The following is an 18,094-nucleotide window of genomic DNA, read 5'->3' as shown; positions in this document are numbered from 1 at the left end:
GCGTGATGCGTGTCGCCTCCGGCGCATGCGCCCCCCTGTGCGGCCGGCCCGTACACGAGCCCCGGGCGGCCCGGATCCCGCCGTGTCCTCAATCGCCGGACGGGCTCATTGAGCCCGTCCGGCAGAGCGGTGCCGCATGGGCCTCAACCAGCGAGACCCAGCTTCTCCGCGGCGGCGTCCGCGTCCACGGGGACCGTGATGGGCTGGGGCGCGCCGGCGACGGCCCAGTCGGGGTCCTTGAGGCCGTTTCCGGTCACGGTGCAGACGATGCGCTGGCCGGGATCGACCCGGCCCGCCTCGGCAGCCTTGAGCAGGCCGGCCACGCTCGCGGCGGAGGCGGGCTCGACGAAGACGCCCTCCCGGGCCGCCAGCAGGCGGTACGCAGAGAGGATCTGACGGTCCGTCACCGCTTCGATCAGGCCGCCCGATTCATCCCGGGCCTCCTCCGCGAACTGCCAGGACGCGGGGTTGCCGATCCGGATCGCGGTGGCGATGGTCTGCGGCTGACGGACCGGCGCACCGTTGACGATGGGGGCCGAACCAGCCGCCTGGAAGCCCCACATGCGGGGGTTTCGGGTGGACACGCCGTCAGCGGAGTATTCGCGGTAACCCTTCCAGTACGCGGTGATATTGCCCGCATTGCCGACCGGGAGGACGTGAATGTCGGGCGCATCGCCGAGCGCGTCCACGATCTCGAACGCGGCGGTCTTCTGGCCCTCGATACGTGCCGGATTGACCGAATTGACCAGCGCCACCGGATACTTGTCGCTCAAGCCGCGCGCGAGGTCCAGGCAGTCGTCGAAGTTGCCGTCGACCTGGAGGATGCGGGCGCCGTGCACCAGCGCCTGGCCCATCTTGCCCAGCGCGATCTTGCCCTGCGGGACGAGGACGGCGCAGACCATCCCGGCCCGTACGGCGTACGCGGCCGCCGAGGCCGAGGTGTTGCCGGTCGAGGCGCAGATGACGGCCTGCGCACCCTCCTCCTTGGCCCGGGTGATGGCCATGGTCATGCCGCGGTCCTTGAAGGAGCCGGTCGGGTTGGCCCCCTCGACCTTGAGGAAGACGTCGCAGCCGGTGCGCTCGCTCAGCAGCTGGGCCGGGACGAGCGGGGTGCCACCCTCCAGCAGCGTGACCACGGGGGTCTCGGCGGTCACCGGGAGGCGGTCCCGGTACTCCTCGATGATGCCGCGCCACTGGTGCGTGCCGGACATTCGGGGACGGTCTGTTACGGCGTTCATCTCGGATTACTCCCCTTCGACGCGCATGATGCTGGCGACGCCACGTACGGTGTCGAGTTTGCGCAGGGCCTCGACGGTCGCCGCGAGCGCAGCGTCGGGCGCGCGGTGGGTGACGACGACGAGAGCGGCGTCTCCGTCCTTGCCCTGCTGGCGGACGGTGTCGATGGACACCTGATGCTCGGCGAAGACCGTGGCGACCTGGGCCAGGACGCCCGGTTTGTCGGCCACGTCGAGGCTGATGTGGTAGCGGGTGACCACATCGCCCATCGGGCTGACGCGCAGCCGCGCGTAGGCGGACTCGCCGGGTCCTGTGGTGGCCGCCAGCTTGTTGCGGCAGGCCGCGACCAGGTCGCCGAGGACGGCGGAGGCGGTCGGTGAGCCGCCGGCGCCGGGACCGTAGAACATCAGCTTGCCGGCCGCGTCGGCCTCGACGAAGACCGCGTTGTACGCCTCGCGGACGCTGGCCAGCGGGTGCGTGAGGGGGATCATCGCGGGGTGCACGCGGGCAGTGACGGAGGCGCCGTCCTCGCTGCGCTCGCAGATGGCCAGCAGCTTGACGGTGCAGCCCATCTGTTTGGCGGAGGCGATGTCGGCGGCGGTGACCTCGGTGATGCCCTCGCGGTGGACGTCGTCGATGGTCACCCGGGTGTGGAAGGCGATACCGGCCAGGATCGCGGCCTTGGCGGCGGCATCGAAGCCCTCGACGTCGGCGGTGGGGTCGGCCTCGGCGTAACCGAGGGCGGTGGCCTCGTCCAGCGCCTCGGAGTACCCGGCGCCGGTGGTGTCCATCTTGTCGAGGATGAAGTTGGTCGTGCCGTTGACGATGCCCATGACCCGGTTGATCTTGTCGCCGGCCAGCGACTCGCGCAGCGGGCGGATCAGCGGGATGGCGCCGGCGACGGCGGCCTCGTAATAGAGGTCCGCGCTGTGCTCGACGGCGGCGGCGTGCAGCGCGGTGCCGTCGGCGGCCAGCAGGGCCTTGTTGGCGGAGACCACGCTCGCGCCGTGCTCGAAGGCGGTGGTGATGAGGGAGCGGGCGGGCTCGATGCCGCCGATGACCTCGACGACGACGTCGATGTCGCCGCGTTTGACCAGGGCCGTCGCGTCCGTGGTCAGCAGCTCGGCCGGTACGCCCGCGCGGACCCGGTTCGGGCGGCGTACGGCGATCCCGGCGAGCTCGACGGGGGCGCCGATGCGCGCCGCGAGGTCGGCCGCGTGCGTCGTCATGATGCGCGCCACCTCTGAGCCGACCACACCACAGCCCAGCAGCGCCACCTTCAGCGGACGCGTACGCATCATCCGACCTCGTTTCGTTTACAGCTCATTGGCCTGGGAGCAGAACCAGTCTCACTCACCGGACGGAAGTTTCCACGTCCTGTCCGGTGAATGAGACCGTCCCGATTACAGGTGAGATTTCACTTCAGCCGACATCGAGACGCAGGAGATCTTCCTCCGTCTCACGCCGGACGATCACCCGGGCCTCGCCGTCGGCGACGGCGACGACGGGCGGTCGCATGGCGTGGTTGTAGTTGCTCGCCATCGAGCGGCAGTAGGCCCCGGTGGCGGGTACGGCGATCAGGTCGCCGGGTGCCAGATCGGCGGGGAGGAAGGCGTCCCGTACGACGATGTCGCCGGACTCGCAGTGCTTGCCGACGACGCGGCTGAGCATCGGCTCGGCGTCGCTGGCCCGGGAGACCAGGGCGACGGTGTACTCGGCGTCGTAGAGCGCGGTACGGATGTTGTCGGACATACCGCCGTCCACGCTGACGTACGTACGAAGGCCCTCCAGCGGCTTGATCGTGCCGACCTCGTACAGGGTGAAGGCGGTCGGGCCGACGATCGCGCGGCCGGGCTCGACGGACAGCCGGGGGGCGGTGAGGCCCGCGGAGGCGCTCTCGCGGGTGACGATCTCGCCGAGGGCCTTGGCGATCTCGTGCGGCTCGCGCGGGTCGTCGTCGGGGGTGTACGCGATGCCGAGACCGCCGCCGAGGTCGATTTCGGGGAGCTCGACGCCGTGCTCGTCGCGGACCTGCTTCAGCAGGCCGACGACGCGGTGGGCGGCGACCTCGAAACCGGAGGTGTCGAAGATCTGCGAACCGATGTGGGAGTGGATGCCGATCAGTTCGAGGGAGGGCAGCGTGAGCACCCGGCGGACCGCCTCGGAGGCGTCCCCGCCGCTGAGGGAGAAGCCGAACTTCTGGTCCTCGTGGGCGGTCGCGATGAACTCGTGGGTGTGCGCCTCCACGCCGACGGTCACACGGATCTGCACGCGCTGCCGCTTGCCGTGCTTCCTGGCGATGTCGGCGACCCGGACGATCTCCTGGAAGGAGTCGAGCACGATCCGCCCGACCCCGGCGGTGACGGCCCGCTCGATCTCCTCGGCGCTCTTGTTGTTACCGTGCAGCGCGATCCGCTCGGCGGGCATCCCCGCGGACAGGGCGACCGCCAGCTCGCCGCCGGTGCACACGTCGAGGTTGAGGCCCTCCTCGTGCAGCCAGCGGACGACGGCGCGGGAGAGGAAGGCCTTGCCCGCGTAGAAGACGTCGGCGTCCTCGCCGAAGGCCTCGCGCCAGGCACGGCAGCGGGCCCGGAAGTCGGCTTCGTCCAGGATGTACGCGGGGGTGCCGAACTCCTCGGCGAGGTGGCGCACGTCCAGGCCGCCGACCTGGGCGGCGCCGTCGGTGGTGCGGGCGACCGTACGGGACCAGACGCGCGGGTCGAGGGTGTTGAGGTCGGCGGGGGGCGCCGTGTAGTGGCCCTCGGGGAGGACGTCGGCGTAGCGGGGCCCTGCGGGGTGGGCGGAACGACTCATCTCTGCACTCTCATAGGTGATCGGGGGCGCTGATGCCGAGCAGGGTCAGGCCGTTGGCGAGCACGGTCCCGGAGGCTTCGGCGAGCGCGAGCCGGGCGCCGTGAACGGCCGAGGGTTTCTCGTCGCCCTTGGGCAGCACCGGGCACTCGTCGTGGAACCGGAAGAAGGCGTCGGCCGTACGCTCCGCGTGCCGCGCGACCCGGTCGGGGGCGCGATGCCGGGCGGCGGCGTCGACGACGCGGGGGAAGTCCGCGATCAGGCCGAGCAGATCGGTCTCGGCGGGGTGCCGGTACTCCCCCGGTGCCGGCTCGACGCCCAGGTCATGGGCGTTGCGCAGCAGGGCCCGGGTGCGGGCGTGGGCGTAGCGGACCCGGAAGAGCGGGTTGCTCGCGCGCTGGGTGAGGTGGACGGCCGGGTCGGGCAGCGGCACGTCGCCGGATGGCGGGCGCAGCAGGGCCCAGCGGGTGGCGTCGGGGCCGAGCGTGCGCATCAGCTCGTCGAAGCGCGCAGCCACCGGCTGCGGCTTGGCCGGCTCGGGCGGGCCCTCCTGGGCCCCGCCGGCCCGCAGCAGCCGGTTGGCGGCCTCCGCGACGACGGTGGCCCTGGCCTCCTGCGGGTCGGCGGAAACCACGGTCACCCGTACGTCCCGCAGGCCCTCGCCGTGGCCGTATGCCGGGCCGCGCTGCCGTACGGCGCGTACGAGGTCGGCGTGCGTCACCGCGTCGAGCGTGATGTTGAGGAACCCCGGCTCGGCGATGTCCACCCGGGCGATCCCGGGGGCGTGCGCGAGGTGCCTGCGCAGTATCTCGGCGACCTGGCGGGGCGGGCGGCCGGCCGGTCCGGCGAGCTTGAGCGCCACGTTCGTCGCGTAGTCCCCGCAGCCGGGCCTCGGCGGCCGCTGCACGAGGATCTGTTCCGGCAGCTCCGGCACCGACAGGCTGAGCTCATCGGCCTCCACGGCACGGCGCACCGTCCTCAGCACGGTGCGGGAGAGCTCAGCGGGGGTCACAGAGGCAAGCGTAGGCGAGGTGGGGGGTGCGCACGCCAACGGGTTTCACCCATTGGGCAGGTCGGCGCGCGGGGCTCCGGGGGGCGCCCGGGATGGTCGCTCAGCCTCCGCCGGGTGCCGTGGCGGGCTCCCCCGTCGCCGGCTCCCCGCTCTGCCCGCCGCTGTGCGCCAGCCTGCGTACGAGATTCACCAACTCCGCCGGGTCGAACGGCTTGCCCAGGAACGCGTTCACCCCGGCCGCCACGCCCGCCTCCACCTCGGCCTGCGTGCACGCGCTCACCATCGCGATCGGCACCCCGCCGGTGCGGGGGTCCGCCCGCAGCGCGAGCGCCGTCTCGATGCCGTCCAGCCTCGGCATCACCACGTCCAGGGTCACCACATCCGGACAGACCCGGTGCACGATGTCCAGGCACTCGGCACCATCGGCCGCGGTCACGACCTCGAAACCCTCCAGTTCGAGGTTGACCCTGATCAGCTGCCGGATGACCTTGTTGTCGTCGACCACAAGCACCCGGCCGGACATGCCCGGCACACCTCGAAGAGTAGGCGCGCACGATCCGCCGCGTCGGCGTTTTGCCCACTTCTTCCCCGTGAGTGGGACGTTTCCGCTCTCCCCGCTTACCCCTGCCTACTGCTGGGTAGGGACGGAGTTCGGTCGCCGCGTGACTTCGCCGCCGCGCACCAACCGCTCGGCGTCTCCGGCGGATCTGTTCGCTGTCGTACGCGGTGGCCCGTGCAGGCGATCAACGACGCGCCGCACGCCGATGAAGAGGTGGAGCCCGGAACGCGTACGGGACGGGGAGGTCACGGCGGCGCGTCGGGGCCGTGAGGTGCGCATGACCGGCGCGTTGCACGGACGGGAGTAGTCGGGGCGCTGACGAACTTGCGCGTCTCACCAAAGCCATCGTGCGTGGCGGATCGCGGCAAAGGGCTGGCGGCGTGGGTGAGGACCGTTCCCCGTGATGGCTCTGCCTGGACCGGCCGGACGTGGCCCTCGTCGTGACGTCGAACGCGTACGAGAACCGAGCCATCGGGGCGAGCACCCAGCGCCTCGGATTCGCAACTGCCGCGGAGTGGACAATCGCGGTCTTCTCGGTCTGACTGCTCGACAGTTCACGTATACGAATCAGCGCTCCGACCCACCTGACCTCAACCGCCACAAGAGCACAGCCACCGAACCGTCAGCACCACCCGCCGATGCAGCAACGCCGCCATATACCTGGGACGGAGACCTTGACGGGATCATTGGTCTAGTCCTACCTTCTCGCTCAATCAGTCGCTCACGGGGGAGGCTGAAGTTCACACACATGAACTCACGGGAAGGCCCAGTCCATGCCCGGTACACCTTTACTGACGCCCCGTCGACCGAAACCGCGTAGGCGAAGGGGTCTGGCTCTCCTCATCGCCACTCTCTCCGGCGCACTCCTGGCCACCGTCCTCGCTGGTGCGGCCTCAGCAGCGAACCCGCCGACCACCGCAGCCACCGCCGCGACGGTCACCCCTGCCGCGCCTGCCGTCTTCACCCACCCCGGTGTGATGGTCAGCCAGTCACAGCTGGACTTCGTACGAGGCAAGGTGCAGGCGGGCGCGCAACCGTGGAAGAGCGCGAACGACCAGATGATGGCCTCGTCGTACGCCTCGCTGTCGCGGACGCCGGCGCCTCGGGCGGTCGTGGAGTGCGGGTCGTACTCCAACCCGAACTACGGGTGCACCGATGAACGGCAGGACGCGATCGCGGCGTACACCGACGCGCTGGCCTGGTACATCACCAAGGACGCCCGGTACGCGCAGAAGGCAATCCAGATCATGGACGCCTGGTCGGCCGTGATCACCTCCCACACCAACAGCAACGCACCGCTGCAGACCGGCTGGGCCGGATCCGTGTGGCCGCGGGCGGCGGAGATCATCCGCTACACGTACAGCAGCTGGCCCAACGTGGACCGCTTCTCGACGATGCTGCGCAACGTCTACCTGCCCGAGGTCATCAACGGCTCCAACAGCAACGGCAACTGGGAGCTGAGCATGATGGAGGCCGCCGTCGGCATCTCCGTCTTCCTCAACGACCGCACCAGCTACGACAAGGCCGTGACCCGCTACCTCAACCGGGTGCAGGCGTACATCTACCTCAGCACCGACGGCTCCGTGCCCAAGACGGTGCCGGGCAGCGGGCTGGACACCACCGCGAAGATCGTCAGCTACTGGCAGGGCCAGTCGACCTTCGTCACCGGCCTCACCCAGGAGACCTGCCGGGACTTCACCCACACCGGCTACGGCATCTCCGCGATCTCGCACGTCGCCGAGACCTCCCGGATCCAGGGCGCGGACCTCTACCCGCAGGTCGGCGAGCGTCTGCGGCAGGCGCTCGGCTTCCAGGCCAAGTACCAGCTCGGCACGGCCGTCCCGTCCTGGCTGTGCGGCGGCACCCTGACCCTCGGTCTCGGCCCGGTCACCGAGGTCGGCTACAACGCCATGCACAACCGCCTGGGTTACGCCATGTCCAACACCCAGACGCTCACCGAGCAGCAGCGCCCGGCCGGCACGAACAGCCTGTTCGTCGCCTGGGAGACCCTCACCCACGCCGACAACCCCAGCTGAACCCCCACCTTTCCGGCACGTCGGTTCCAGCACCACCTCTCCCCCGTTCCCCTCTTGCGTGCATACGCCAACAGGAGCTCCCCCCATGCGTAAATCCCGTTCCTGGCTCAGAGCCCTCTCCGCCGCGATCACCGTTCCGGCGATGGCCGCCGGGCTGCTGCTCGGTTCCAGTACGACCGCGAGCGCGGCCGCCAACCCCGGCCCAGGCTTCCCCGCCCAATACGCCGCGCCCTACGTCGAGACCTGGAACTCGGCCTCGGCGATGGCCAGCGCCCAGTCCGCCACGGGCCTGAAGTACTTCACGCTCGCCTTCATCCTCGACGGCGGCGGCTGTAACGCCACCTTCAACGGGAACGTGTCCATATCCGACAGCAGCTGGACGACGGCCATCAACTCCCTGCGGGCCTCCGGCGGCGACGTCATCGCCTCCTTCGGCGGCGCGGCCGGCACCGAACTCGGTCTGTCCTGCACCTCGGTCTCCACCCTCAAGGCCCAGTACAAGAAGGTCATCGACACCCTCAACCTCACCCGCGTCGACTTCGACATCGAGGGCAGCGCGCTCGACAACACCACGGCCAACGACCGCCGCAACCAGGCCCTCGCCCAGCTCCAGTCGGAGTACGCCGCCGCCGGCAAGAAGCTGGACGTGCAGTACACCCTGCCGGTCATGCCCACCGGCCTCCTGCAGAACTCGCTGAATCTGCTCAACAACGCCAAGAGCAACGGCCTGACCGTCAACCTCGTCAACCTCATGACGATGGACTACGGGTCGGCCATGGACATGGGCCAGGCGGCCATCAACGCGGCCACCGCGCTCCACACCCAGCTCGGCCAGATCTGGACCACCAAGACCTCCGCCCAGCTGTGGGCCATGGAGGGCAACACGCCCATGATCGGCGTGAACGACACCACCAGCGAGGTCTTCTCCACGAGCAACGCCTCGACCCTCGAGAGCTTCGCGAAGACCAACGGCATCCAGGAGCTCGCCTTCTGGGCCCTCGGCCGTGACAAGGCCTGCTCCACCAACGGCACCCTCTCCAGCACCTGCAGCGGCACCTCGCAGAGCGCCTACCAGTTCTCCAGCATCTTCAACTCCATCACCGGCACCTCCACCGGCGGCGGCACCTCGCGTACCGGCAAGATCACCGGCTACGGCGGCAAGTGCGTCGACGTCGCCTCCGCCGGCACCGCCAACGGCACCGCCATCCAGCTGTACGACTGCAACGGCACCAGCGCCCAGCAATGGACCGTTGGCACCGACGGCACCCTCAAGGCCCTCGGCAAGTGCCTCGACGTCACCAGCGCCGGCACCGCCAACGGCACCACGGTGCAGCTCTACGACTGCAACGGCACCGGCTCCCAGCAATGGCTGGCCGGCGCCAACAACCGCCTCACGAACCCCCAGTCCGGCCGCTGCCTCGACGCCACCGGCCCCAGCTCCGCCAACGGCACCCGCCTCCAGATCTGGGACTGCTCCGGCGCCGCCAACCAGCAGTGGATCCTGCCGGCCGCCTAATTCCCCACACGGTACGGGGCCCTGGACGACTGTCGTCCAGGGCCCCGTACCGTTTCTCCGGTCGGTCGACGGGCTATCGCTCCAGTGAGGCCGCGTCGCCCATGACGACCACCGGGTGCAGCGCCGGGTCCAGGGCGCATGCGTATTGACCAGAGCCCTCCGCGCGTACGCCTCCGGGTCGCCCGCCGCTAGCAGTGCCACTTCGGCCAGACCTTGGCCGGCACCGTCTGCAGCAGATCCCCGGCCAGATACGCGTCCGCCGTCAGCAGCCACGCGACACGCAACAGCCGGGGGCCGCACGCCGCCACGAACTCCTCGAAGCTCGGCGTCGCGCGGTGACGACCTCCCGGCCACGGACATCGACCCTGAACAGCACGGACCTCAGGTGGAGTTCCTTCTTGGCCTTTCCACAACGTCGAGGATCTGACGGCCCGGGCCCCGAGCCGGTTTCGGGGAGCTGACACAGGCGCGCCGTCCCCGGTCAGAGGCCGCGGCCCCCACCGCCGCCCCGGCCGTGGTCGGGAGCATTACGGCGATCAGGGTGGCGGCGCAGAGTGCCGCCGTCCGCATACATGTCATACCGCACTATGTGCGGACGAACACCACTGTCGCCCGCCACATTCACTCGTGCGGGTGGTGCGCAGAAAATCGAACACATGCTTGAATCTGGGCATGGCGCACACCTTCCCTGATGACCTCGTCGCCGCCCAGCGCGACTGGTACGCCGTATACCAGCAGCTCGCAGACCGCGTCGGCGGCCCAGCCCAGACCACCACCCTCCGCCGCCGCCTCAACCGCCTCAGCGTCCAGGTCTCCACCCACCCCTACTGGACCACCCACGGCGCCCAGGCCCCCGCAGCCCGCATCGCCCTGAGGCAACTGGCCCGCGACGAAGGGCCGCATTCATGAGCGGAGGCCGCGTGGTGGGGCGCGGCAGGAGCACTTCGGGCGCGGGCACATGAAGCCAACTCGACCCTTCCGGTAGATGGCTTTGCCGAGTTCAGGGCGGCGGTTCTGGACATGCGCGACGCTTTGGATGCCGTTGAGCTGTATGCCGACCTTCGGTGGGATTGGGAGGAAGAGTGGCTGCCCACGGAAGAGACCTTCGCCTCACCGCTTGGGCAGTTGAAGGCACACGGCGCCGGCGCGCTCGGTGGGGCCTTCTGCGCCTCGAAACGGGTGAGCGGGCCGGCAACAGTGTGGAGGTCCTGCTGCCTCGACGGCCGTGACGAGGTCGCGAACCGGCGTATTCAGAGTCTCCTGGACGGCGACGACGGCTGAGTGGTGCGGCACCATGGGACCCCCGGAGCAGTCCGGGGGTCTTGCCCTGGTCAGCCCATGGTCTTCTGACCGTCGACGGCCTCGCGGATGATGTCGGCATGGCCGGCGTGCTGCGCGGTTTCGGCGATGATGTGCATCAGAACGCGGCGCAGCGACCAGCTGGCGCCGGGCTCGAACCACGGGGCCTCGGGCAGCGGCCGGCTCTTGTGCAGGTCCGGCAGCGACGACACCAGGTCGTCGGTCCGCTTCGCCACGGCGTCGTACTCGGCCAGCAGGTCGGCCAGCGTCTCGCCGGGCTCCATACGGAAGCTGCCCATGTGCTGCTCCCAGCCGCCGGACAACGCCTCGGCGCCGTCCAGCACGAAGTTGATCCAGCCCTTCTCGGCATGCGTCACGTGCTTGATCAGCCCACCCAGGCACAGCGCGCTCACGGTCGGCGTGAGCGCGGCCTGCTCGTCGGTCAGCCCCTGCACGGTGTAGCGCAGGAAGAAGCGGTGCTTGCTCAGGCTGGCCAGCAGGTCCGCGTGCTCACCGATGAGGAGCGTCTCCGTGGTCATGATCTCCGCCTTTCCTCGTTCTTGGTCGTCACGGAGGACACTACGAGGCATTGCGGACAGATACGGTCCTCAATTCCGCCATCAATCGGCCACCGACTCCATGCTGACGCCTGGGAGTTGAGCCACCTCGTGCCGGTCCCGGCCGGCGCGAAGTGCTGCCGCGGCCCGCATCTGCAGAGCTTCCTGGGCCTTCGGCAACAGGCGCCCAGCATCCCGGACCAGACAATGATCTTGCCGGAACACCGACACCTCGGCAGAGGGTTCGAGAACAACGACACGCTGGAAACTCGGCTCGCGCGATGGCCGACCGCCGAAGCCCGCTCGGGCGGAGGTCGACGCCCGCCTGGCTGCGATCACCCGTGCCCGCCGCGGACGCCACAGCGCTGTGGGACTTCCACCGCGCCCACACCCTGAGACCATTTCCCTCGAGTCCATCGACCCGGTGCTCGGCACCGTGCCGTCGCTCGCGGAAGCCAACCTGTGGGCCAAACTCTGGCTGGATGACTCGTACACGGCAGCGGAGGGTGAGCCCCGGTCCTCTTCGATGCGCGTGCGCTCACTCGAACAGGCGCCCCGCCCGTGTCCCCGGACGCTAGGTGCGAGGACCGCATCGTACGGCGATTCGGGCAGCTCAGAGCGCCTGTGGCGGGATGGGCGAACGTAGCCCACCCCGCGCGCGCCGGTGTCGTCCGGCGTTGACGAACAACCTCCGCCGACGGACACTTGTTATATAGGTGCTCGATACACATTACGGAAGGTGAGCGGATCTCAGCGCGGAGTAGGTAGGTCCGCAGCAGGCCGTAACGCCGCGGAACACCTGGGCAAGGCAGAGTCGGAGGCAGACACATGTGCGGAATCGCCGGATGGATCTCGTTCGAGCGGGACCTGCGGAACGAGCAAGACACCGTGGACGCGATGACCGAGACGATGGCCTGCCGCGGGCCGGACGACCGCGGCACCTGGGTGGACGGACCCGCCGCGCTCGGACACCGCCGGCTCGCCATCATCGACCTGCCCGGGGGCCGGCAGCCGATGACCGCCGAAGCCGGCGGTGGCGGCACGGTGGCGATGGTGTACTCCGGTGAGGCCTACAACTTCACCGAGCTGCGCACGGAACTGACCGCGCGCGGCCACCGCTTCACCACCGCCTCCGACACCGAAGTGGTGCTCCACGGCTACCTTGAGTGGGGCGAGGCCGTCGCCGACCGGCTCAACGGCATGTACGCCTTCGCCATCTGGGACAGCCGCGAGCAGAAGCTCGTCATGATCCGCGACCGAATGGGCATCAAGCCGTTCTACTACTACCCGACCGACGACGGTGTGCTGTTCGGGTCCGAGCCCAAGGCGATCCTCGCCAACCCGCTCGCCGCCCGCCGTGTCTCCCTGGACGGCCTGCGCGAGCTCTTCGCCTTCGTCAAGACGCCCGGTCACGCGGTGTGGGAGGGCATGCACGAGGTCGAGCCCGGCAGCGTGGTGACCGTCGGGCGCAACGGCATCCGTACCCACGTCTACTGGTCTCTGCAGACCAGGCAGCACACCGACGACAAGGAGGCGTCGATCGCCCGCGTACGCGAGCTGCTCGACGACATCGTGCGCCGCCAGCTCGTTGCCGACGTGCCACGCTGCACCCTGCTCTCCGGCGGCCTGGACTCCTCGGCGATGACCGCGTTGGCGGCACGTCAACTCGCCGCCCAGGGGCAGACCGTGCGCAGCTTCGCGGTCGACTTCGTGGGCCAGACCGAGAACTTCGTCCCCGACGGCCTGCGGGGCACCCCCGACACCCCCTTCGTGCACGACGTCGCCGCCGGCTCGGGGACCGTGCACCAGGACATCGTTCTCAACTCCGACCAGCTCGCGGACCCCGAGGTTCGTTCCAGGATGATCCGCGCCCGGGACATCCCCGCCGGGCTCGGCGACATGGACGCCTCCCTCTATCTGCTGTTCAAGGCCATCCGGCAGCACTCCACCGTCGCCCTGTCGGGCGAGTCCGCGGACGAGGTCTTCGGCGGCTACCAGCAGTTCTTCGACGAAGAAGCCCGCAAGGCCGACACCTTCCCCTGGCTGGTGCGGTACGCCCAGCACTTCGGGGACGACGGCAACATCCTCACCGACACGGTCATTAAGTCCCTGGACCTGGAGGACTACATCCGCGACAGCTACCGCGTCGCGGTCCGCGGTGCCCAACGCCTAGACGGCGAGAGCGACTTCGAGTACCGGATGCGGGTCATCTGCTACCTCCACCTCACCCGCTTCGTGCGCATCCTGCTCGACCGCAAGGACCGCGCCAGCATGGCGGTCGGCCTGGAGGTCCGGGTGCCGTTCTGCGACCACCGCCTGGTGGAGTACGTCTACAACACCCCCTGGGAGCTGAAGTCCTTCGACGGCAGGGAAAAGAGCCTGCTGCGCGAGGCCACCGCGGACGTGCTACCCAAGTCCGTCTACGACCGCGTCAAGAGCCCCTACCCCTCCACCCAGGACCCGAAGTACGCCGTGGCGCTGCAGGAGAACGCCAAGGACCTGCTGGCCAAGCCCTCGCACCCGGTGTTCGACCTGGTCAGCCGCGCATGGCTGGAGCGCGCGGTCAAGACCGGCACTCCGCAGGTCACCCAGGCCTCCCGGCACGGCCTGGAGCGCGTCCTCGATCTCGCGCTGTGGATGGACCTCTACTCGCCTACGATGGCGATCGCTTGACCAGACTGGAGATGTGACGGGCGGATGACTGCGGCGGTCAGCGAGGAGGCGGCGCTCGAACTCGTGGTGTCCCTGCACCGCTTGTTGCGCGCCCTGCGCAAGGCCCGGCCCGATCCTGGGCTGCAGCCGACTCCGCTCATCGTTCTCGCCCTGCTGACTGAGTACGGTCCCTCGCGCATCGGCGTGATCGCGGACCGCGTCCCCTGCTCCCAGCCGACGGTCACCGCCGCCGTAGCGAACCTGGAATCCGCGGGACTGGTCCGCCGCGAACCCGAGCAGGCCGACGGCCGCGCCATCCGTGTGGCCATCACCGATTCGGGTTCACGGACAATGTCCAGGGTGGCGCACAGCGAGGCCGAGGCTCTTGCCGAACGCCTCGGCTCGCTGTCGCCGCAGGACGTGCAGAAGGTGCTGGAGGTGGGCCACCTGCTGCGTCGGCTCACCGATGCCGACTGAGACCGGGGGCCGTCGCGGATCATCGGACGCCCATGCCGTTTCACCCGGACCGGGCCGGCCCGCACACGTCGGCCAGGACAGCCGCAGGTCGCGGGCTGCCTGAACGACCGTGGAGCCGGCGTCGCACACCCGCAGCCCCGCCGCGGACCGTAACCGCTCGGTGATCCTGGCTCCCGCCGGGACCTGGCGGACCTGCTCGGTGAACGACTTCCTCGGGCACCGTGGTTCCGCGCAGTACCAGCGCCGCTTACGCCACACCACTTCCAGGCCCCGCTCGCCGAAGGGCAGGTCGCGTGGCCGCGTGATCGCGGACCCCTTGATGCGCAAGGAGAACGCTCCGCACTGCGGGCAGGCCCGCGCGCCCTCTTCGGAAAGTGACCGAGTGCACCCGTCGGGTGCCGTCCTCCAGCCGCTCCACCCGAGCGACCGCCAGGCCTATCGTTGTCCAAGCCCGTGGTCCCATGATGATCAAGCTGCGTAGAGAACAGCAATGATCACTCATGGCCACGGGCACTCTGCATCCAGGGCCACGGGTGGTGTGACCTAGAACCAGCGGCTATGGACACGCTGTGTCACCACCCGCCGAGCCCGCGGACACCTTCGCACCGCTCAACTTTGAAGACCCACTTACGGGGGTCGACTTCGCCGATGGCTGCAATACGAACTCGTGTTGCAGCCGCAGGGCCTCAGGATTCCAGGGCACGGCGCTTCGTCCGACGTCAGTGGTGCGCCTGCCGCTGTGGGGGGTGTTTACGGGAGTGCGCCTGCTCGACCGCTTCGCTCCAACGGACGCTTTCAATTCGCGGCGCGGAATTACTGGCCTTTACGGTGGGACCGCCACCTGCTGGACTCCTCATCACCTTCGTCGAGGGAGACCGCTCATGAGGACTCTTCACAAAGCGTCCGCTGCCTTTGCCGTGACAGCATTGCTCGCGGTGCCGACCACAGTGGCATTCGCGTATGGCGGCTCCCGCACAGTGAAGGCGGAGGGGCGGTTCGTGCCGCCTTCGCCGTTCCATCCGTCGAAACCGCTGACATACGACTCGAAGAAGGTGCCCGTGGGCGCTCGCATCTCCGTTGTCGAGCATGTGGGCGGGCGCGTCGGCGGCGCGACCACCAGCGTTCGGCTCCAGGTGAGCGGGCTGCCCCCGAACCGTATGTACGGCGCGCATGTGCACACCAAGCCTTGTGGCCGCACCCCGGATGCCTCGGGGCCGCACTACCAAAACGTCAAGGACCCAAAAAAGCCTTCCACCGACCCCGCCTACGCGAACTCCGAGAACGAGGTGTGGCTGGACTTCACGACCGACGCCCGGGGCCGTGCCACCGCCGAATCCCGGCACGACTGGCGCTTCCGGCCGGGCGCGGCCCGGTCCGTGGTCATCCACGAGCACGGGACGGCGACGAAGCACGGCAAGGCAGGAATGGCTGGGGCGCGGCTCGCCTGTCTCACCGTGCCTTTCGTCAACACGACGGACGTGGCGGGCACCGGCAAATAAGACCGGCCGGAAATGGGGGGCGTCGGTGGCCGATGGCTGTCCCCGGCCGCGTTGTCGTCAGCCTTATCGTCTCGACTCGCCCCCAGTCGGTAACCTGACGCATGCGGACTCAAGTGGGCTCTCTTACCAGCCTCATCTGATCGGCACGGTCTGGCGCCGTCGGGCGACGTTGATGTCAACCGGTGATGTCAGCTCTCCCTGTGCAGGCATGGTCGTACCAGTGCCGCAGCTCGACAACGGCGGCCCAGGCCAGAGCGGTGCAAGGACGGTCACTGCCGGGTGGCATCTGTCACCGTTGGCCAGCCTCGCACGGCCCAGAGACGGCCCAGGAGGCCATGCGTCTCCAGACTTGCCGAGACATCCGACGTGCACGCTGTGCGGCGCCGATAGCCTGGCTTGGTGAAGCGCATTCAGCGGGCCGCCGGAGCGGTCATCGGCTCGGCGGTCGGCGATGCGCTGGGAGCCCCCTTCGAGTTCGGTCCCGCGGGCGCGTTCTCGGCACGGTTCCCTCTACCTAGTGCCGGCGGTGAGATGTGCGGTGGCGGTGGCTGGGAGCCGGGCGAAGCCACGGACGACACGCAGATGGCAGTCCTGGTCGCTGAGTCACTGCTGGAGCGGGGCGGGCTGGACCTGCCGGACATGTTCGCCCGCTTTCAGCATTGGGCGGTTTCCGAGCCCAAGGACATCGGGCTGCAGACAGAAGACGTCCTGACCAGCGGTATGCCGTGGGATCTTGCCGCCGGGATTCACTTCCAGGTCAACCAACGGGCGGCGGGCAACGGGTCGTTGATGCGGGCCTCCACCTCGGCGGTCTACTTTGCTCGCGACGGCCAACAAGCAACCATGGACACCGCCCGCCGCATTGCCGCTCTCACCCATGGCGACCGCGCTGCCTGGGAAGGCACTGCCGTATTCCACGAGCTTCTTCGGGTCACACTGGATGGGGCCGATCCCCTCGAAGCGCTCCCCGCCACCTTGGCTCTTGTCCACCCCAACCATCGCGAGCGGTATGGCACCGTCCTTGCGCCGGATTGGCACCCCGATCAGGCCACGGAGTTCAACGGCGCCGTCTGGCCGTGCCTTGGCTCGGCTGTCTGGGCCCTGCGCACCACTGATACTTTCGAGGACGCGATACGCACCGCAATCGACCTCGGCGGCGACACGGACACAGTCGCTGCGGTCACTGGCGGCCTCGCGGGCGCCAACTACGGGGTGGACGCGATCCCCGTTCGGTGGACTGAATCTCTGCATGTCCCCCTGCCAGGTTCCGGCGGCCGAATCCTGAGGCTTGGACAGCTACTGGATCTCGCGCAGCGCCTCGCGACCTGAACGGCCTCGGTGCGCATGCGTCATCCGAGCCATGAGCTTGGGAATCACTGTGCGTTCACACGCGATCAAGTCCCTGAGCAGCGCAAACGCCAGCACGACCCTTCTGGTCCGGCCGTGCTGTGACCCCTATTGACCGTGGTTTACCGCCCGTTCTGGTGCGCCACTGGTGCGGATCTCGTGCAACGGCTCCGGAGGGCGTGGGCCTGTGGAGCGTTCGTGCAGGTAGCGGGCCCTTATCGGCTCTAACTCCCTTTGTCAGGCCGTGAATAGGCCGTGAGACTCGATTGACAGCTGGTACGACCTGCCGCCGCACACCGGTCACCGCTCAATCTGACGCGCATCTGGCATGACACCTTGTCATCTGCATACTGTATACGGTGACCGGTCGACAGACTGACCACCTTCCCCCGCGTCGACCACCGCAATTCGGGAGTATTCCAATGAGCCGTAAGGAACTACCCGCCTGGGTGCAAGTCCTCACCATCGCCTTAGGAGCCACGGCAGGTATATGGGGCCTGTGGTGCACCGTGATCGAACTCATCGGCGGCACCATGCCCCTCATCGGCATCCATGTCCACAACGGGAGCGTCATCGACTTCCTCCTGATGTTGTTCATCGGCGCCCCCCTCCTCACGACGATCGCCTACCGGGTCAGCATGCTGATCCTGCTGCCGATTGTTGTCACCCCCAAGAGGTCAGCACGGTGAAGCTGACGTAGGTGGCCGGGGCCGCGGGAGGGTGAGCCTCACAGGCAAGGGCATCGAAACCAACCAGCCCGCCGGACCCGGCCGCCGCTACGCAGCCGCGCGAGTTGGCGCCCGCATGATCAGGGGGCCGTACGCTTGTCAACTCCTCGGACAGGCTTCACCCCGGGGCCCCTTCGTCCCGAAGCAACCCGGGTACGGTTACGACCTGCCCGGACGCGGTCGCCGTGAGAAGTCGCCGTAGGTGTTGGTGTGCACGTTGGTGTCGACCATCATCTCGCTCCGCTCACGATCGCCCCCGGACAGGACCTAGTAGTGCTTGGTCAGGTTGGTGTGTGGGTGGGTATGTCGCGGTGGCAGGTGGGGCAGGTGCCGGTCCATGCCGCGAGCAGGGTCTGTAACTCGCG

At 68.9% G+C, this 18,094-nt stretch carries 14 protein-coding genes and 3 pseudogenes; 9 read left to right on the top strand and 8 right to left on the bottom strand.

What is annotated here, in order from left to right; all coding sequences use genetic code 11:
- Positions 1 to 143: 143 nt before the first annotated feature.
- The 5 genes and pseudogenes from thrC to EFK10_RS44345 all read right to left on the bottom strand — a co-directional run bounded on the left by thrC (position 144) and on the right by EFK10_RS44345 (position 5,640).
- Complete coding sequence (gene thrC / locus EFK10_RS44365) at positions 144 to 1,211, bottom strand: threonine synthase (protein ID WP_127361304.1); 1,068 nt, start codon at positions 1,209 to 1,211, stop codon at positions 144 to 146.
- 33 nt (positions 1,212 to 1,244) lie between these two features.
- Complete coding sequence (locus tag EFK10_RS44360) at positions 1,245 to 2,537, bottom strand: homoserine dehydrogenase (RefSeq protein WP_127361303.1); 1,293 nt, start codon at positions 2,535 to 2,537, stop codon at positions 1,245 to 1,247.
- A 121-nt stretch (positions 2,538 to 2,658) separates the two neighbouring features.
- Entirely contained in the window at positions 2,659 to 4,050 is a 1,392-nt protein-coding gene (gene lysA / locus EFK10_RS44355; RefSeq protein WP_127361302.1) for a diaminopimelate decarboxylase, read from the bottom strand.
- A gap of 10 nt (positions 4,051 to 4,060) precedes the next feature.
- Positions 4,061 to 5,059 (bottom strand): ArgS-related anticodon-binding protein NrtL, encoded by a 999-nt coding sequence (nrtL, locus tag EFK10_RS44350; protein WP_127361301.1) that lies wholly within the window; start codon positions 5,057 to 5,059, stop codon positions 4,061 to 4,063.
- A gap of 100 nt (positions 5,060 to 5,159) precedes the next feature.
- Positions 5,160 to 5,640: pseudogene (locus EFK10_RS44345) on the bottom strand (response regulator).
- Positions 5,641 to 6,391: 751 nt separating this feature from the next.
- Between EFK10_RS44345 and EFK10_RS44340 the strand changes: the two are divergent.
- Complete coding sequence (locus tag EFK10_RS44340; RefSeq protein ID WP_127361299.1) at positions 6,392 to 7,654, top strand: alginate lyase family protein; 1,263 nt, start codon at positions 6,392 to 6,394, stop codon at positions 7,652 to 7,654.
- 85 nt (positions 7,655 to 7,739) lie between these two features.
- Entirely contained in the window at positions 7,740 to 9,170 is a 1,431-nt protein-coding gene (locus EFK10_RS44335) for a chitinase (protein ID WP_127361298.1), read from the top strand.
- Positions 9,171 to 9,278: 108 nt separating this feature from the next.
- On the opposite strand, the pseudogene EFK10_RS44330 reads toward EFK10_RS44335, so the two are convergent.
- Positions 9,279 to 9,478: pseudogene (locus tag EFK10_RS44330) on the bottom strand (SigE family RNA polymerase sigma factor); the annotation flags it as partial.
- Positions 9,479 to 9,842: 364 nt separating this feature from the next.
- Here EFK10_RS44330 and EFK10_RS44325 point away from each other — a divergent pair.
- Together EFK10_RS44325 and EFK10_RS44320 are read left to right on the top strand one after the other, a co-directional pair.
- On the top strand, positions 9,843 to 10,079 hold the full coding sequence (locus EFK10_RS44325) for a hypothetical protein (protein WP_127361297.1): 237 nt from the start codon (positions 9,843 to 9,845) through the stop codon (positions 10,077 to 10,079).
- A 111-nt stretch (positions 10,080 to 10,190) separates the two neighbouring features.
- Positions 10,191 to 10,451, top strand: a complete 261-nt coding sequence (locus EFK10_RS44320; protein WP_127361296.1) for a hypothetical protein — start codon at positions 10,191 to 10,193, stop codon at positions 10,449 to 10,451.
- Between the two features lie 50 nt (positions 10,452 to 10,501).
- Here EFK10_RS44320 and EFK10_RS44315 read toward each other — a convergent pair whose 3' ends face one another.
- Positions 10,502 to 11,008: a DinB family protein gene (locus EFK10_RS44315; RefSeq protein ID WP_127361295.1), complete on the bottom strand. Its 507-nt coding sequence runs from the start codon at positions 11,006 to 11,008 to the stop codon at positions 10,502 to 10,504.
- A gap of 846 nt (positions 11,009 to 11,854) precedes the next feature.
- On the opposite strand from EFK10_RS44315, the gene asnB reads away from it, so the two are divergent.
- Entirely contained in the window at positions 11,855 to 13,699 is a 1,845-nt protein-coding gene (gene asnB / locus EFK10_RS44310; RefSeq protein ID WP_127361294.1) for an asparagine synthase (glutamine-hydrolyzing), read from the top strand.
- A 24-nt stretch (positions 13,700 to 13,723) separates the two neighbouring features.
- Positions 13,724 to 14,155, top strand: a complete 432-nt coding sequence (locus EFK10_RS51625) for a MarR family winged helix-turn-helix transcriptional regulator (protein ID WP_127361293.1) — start codon at positions 13,724 to 13,726, stop codon at positions 14,153 to 14,155.
- A 75-nt stretch (positions 14,156 to 14,230) separates the two neighbouring features.
- Here the strand turns inward: EFK10_RS51625 and EFK10_RS53680 are convergent.
- A pseudogene (locus EFK10_RS53680) lies at positions 14,231 to 14,497 on the bottom strand (transposase family protein); the annotation flags it as partial.
- Between the two features lie 716 nt (positions 14,498 to 15,213).
- Between EFK10_RS53680 and EFK10_RS44295 the strand changes: the two are divergent.
- The 3 genes from EFK10_RS44295 to EFK10_RS44285 all read left to right on the top strand — a co-directional run bounded on the left by EFK10_RS44295 (position 15,214) and on the right by EFK10_RS44285 (position 17,690).
- Positions 15,214 to 15,654: a superoxide dismutase family protein gene (locus EFK10_RS44295; RefSeq protein WP_322973473.1), complete on the top strand. Its 441-nt coding sequence runs from the start codon at positions 15,214 to 15,216 to the stop codon at positions 15,652 to 15,654.
- 399 nt (positions 15,655 to 16,053) lie between these two features.
- A complete protein-coding gene (locus EFK10_RS44290) occupies positions 16,054 to 16,983 on the top strand; it encodes an ADP-ribosylglycohydrolase family protein (RefSeq protein WP_127361290.1) in 930 nt (309 codons plus the stop codon).
- Between the two features lie 527 nt (positions 16,984 to 17,510).
- A complete protein-coding gene (locus EFK10_RS44285; protein ID WP_164836434.1) occupies positions 17,511 to 17,690 on the top strand; it encodes a hypothetical protein in 180 nt (59 codons plus the stop codon).
- Positions 17,691 to 18,094 lie beyond the last annotated feature (404 nt).

Source organism: Streptomyces soli, from assembly GCF_003999195.1.
Taxonomy (GTDB): Bacteria; Actinomycetota; Actinomycetes; order Streptomycetales; family Streptomycetaceae; genus Actinacidiphila; species Actinacidiphila soli.
This window is presented reverse-complemented; position numbering and strand designations above follow the sequence as displayed.

Excerpts from the sequence above, each read along its gene's own strand:
- asnB (WP_127361294.1), top strand. The coding sequence starts at position 11,855 with ATGTGCGGAATCGCCGGATGGATCTCGTTCGAGCGGGACCTGCGGAAC.
- EFK10_RS44360 (WP_127361303.1), bottom strand. The coding sequence starts at position 2,537 with ATGATGCGTACGCGTCCGCTGAAGGTGGCGCTGCTGGGCTGTGGTGTG.
- EFK10_RS44325 (WP_127361297.1), top strand. The coding sequence starts at position 9,843 with ATGGCGCACACCTTCCCTGATGACCTCGTCGCCGCCCAGCGCGACTGG.
- EFK10_RS44315 (WP_127361295.1), bottom strand. The coding sequence starts at position 11,008 with ATGACCACGGAGACGCTCCTCATCGGTGAGCACGCGGACCTGCTGGCC.
- EFK10_RS44335 (WP_127361298.1), top strand. The coding sequence starts at position 7,740 with ATGCGTAAATCCCGTTCCTGGCTCAGAGCCCTCTCCGCCGCGATCACC.
- thrC (WP_127361304.1), bottom strand. The coding sequence starts at position 1,211 with ATGTCCGGCACGCACCAGTGGCGCGGCATCATCGAGGAGTACCGGGAC.
- lysA (WP_127361302.1), bottom strand. The coding sequence starts at position 4,050 with ATGAGTCGTTCCGCCCACCCCGCAGGGCCCCGCTACGCCGACGTCCTC.
- EFK10_RS44320 (WP_127361296.1), top strand. The coding sequence starts at position 10,191 with ATGCGCGACGCTTTGGATGCCGTTGAGCTGTATGCCGACCTTCGGTGG.
- EFK10_RS51625 (WP_127361293.1), top strand. The coding sequence starts at position 13,724 with ATGACTGCGGCGGTCAGCGAGGAGGCGGCGCTCGAACTCGTGGTGTCC.
- EFK10_RS44340 (WP_127361299.1), top strand. The coding sequence starts at position 6,392 with ATGCCCGGTACACCTTTACTGACGCCCCGTCGACCGAAACCGCGTAGG.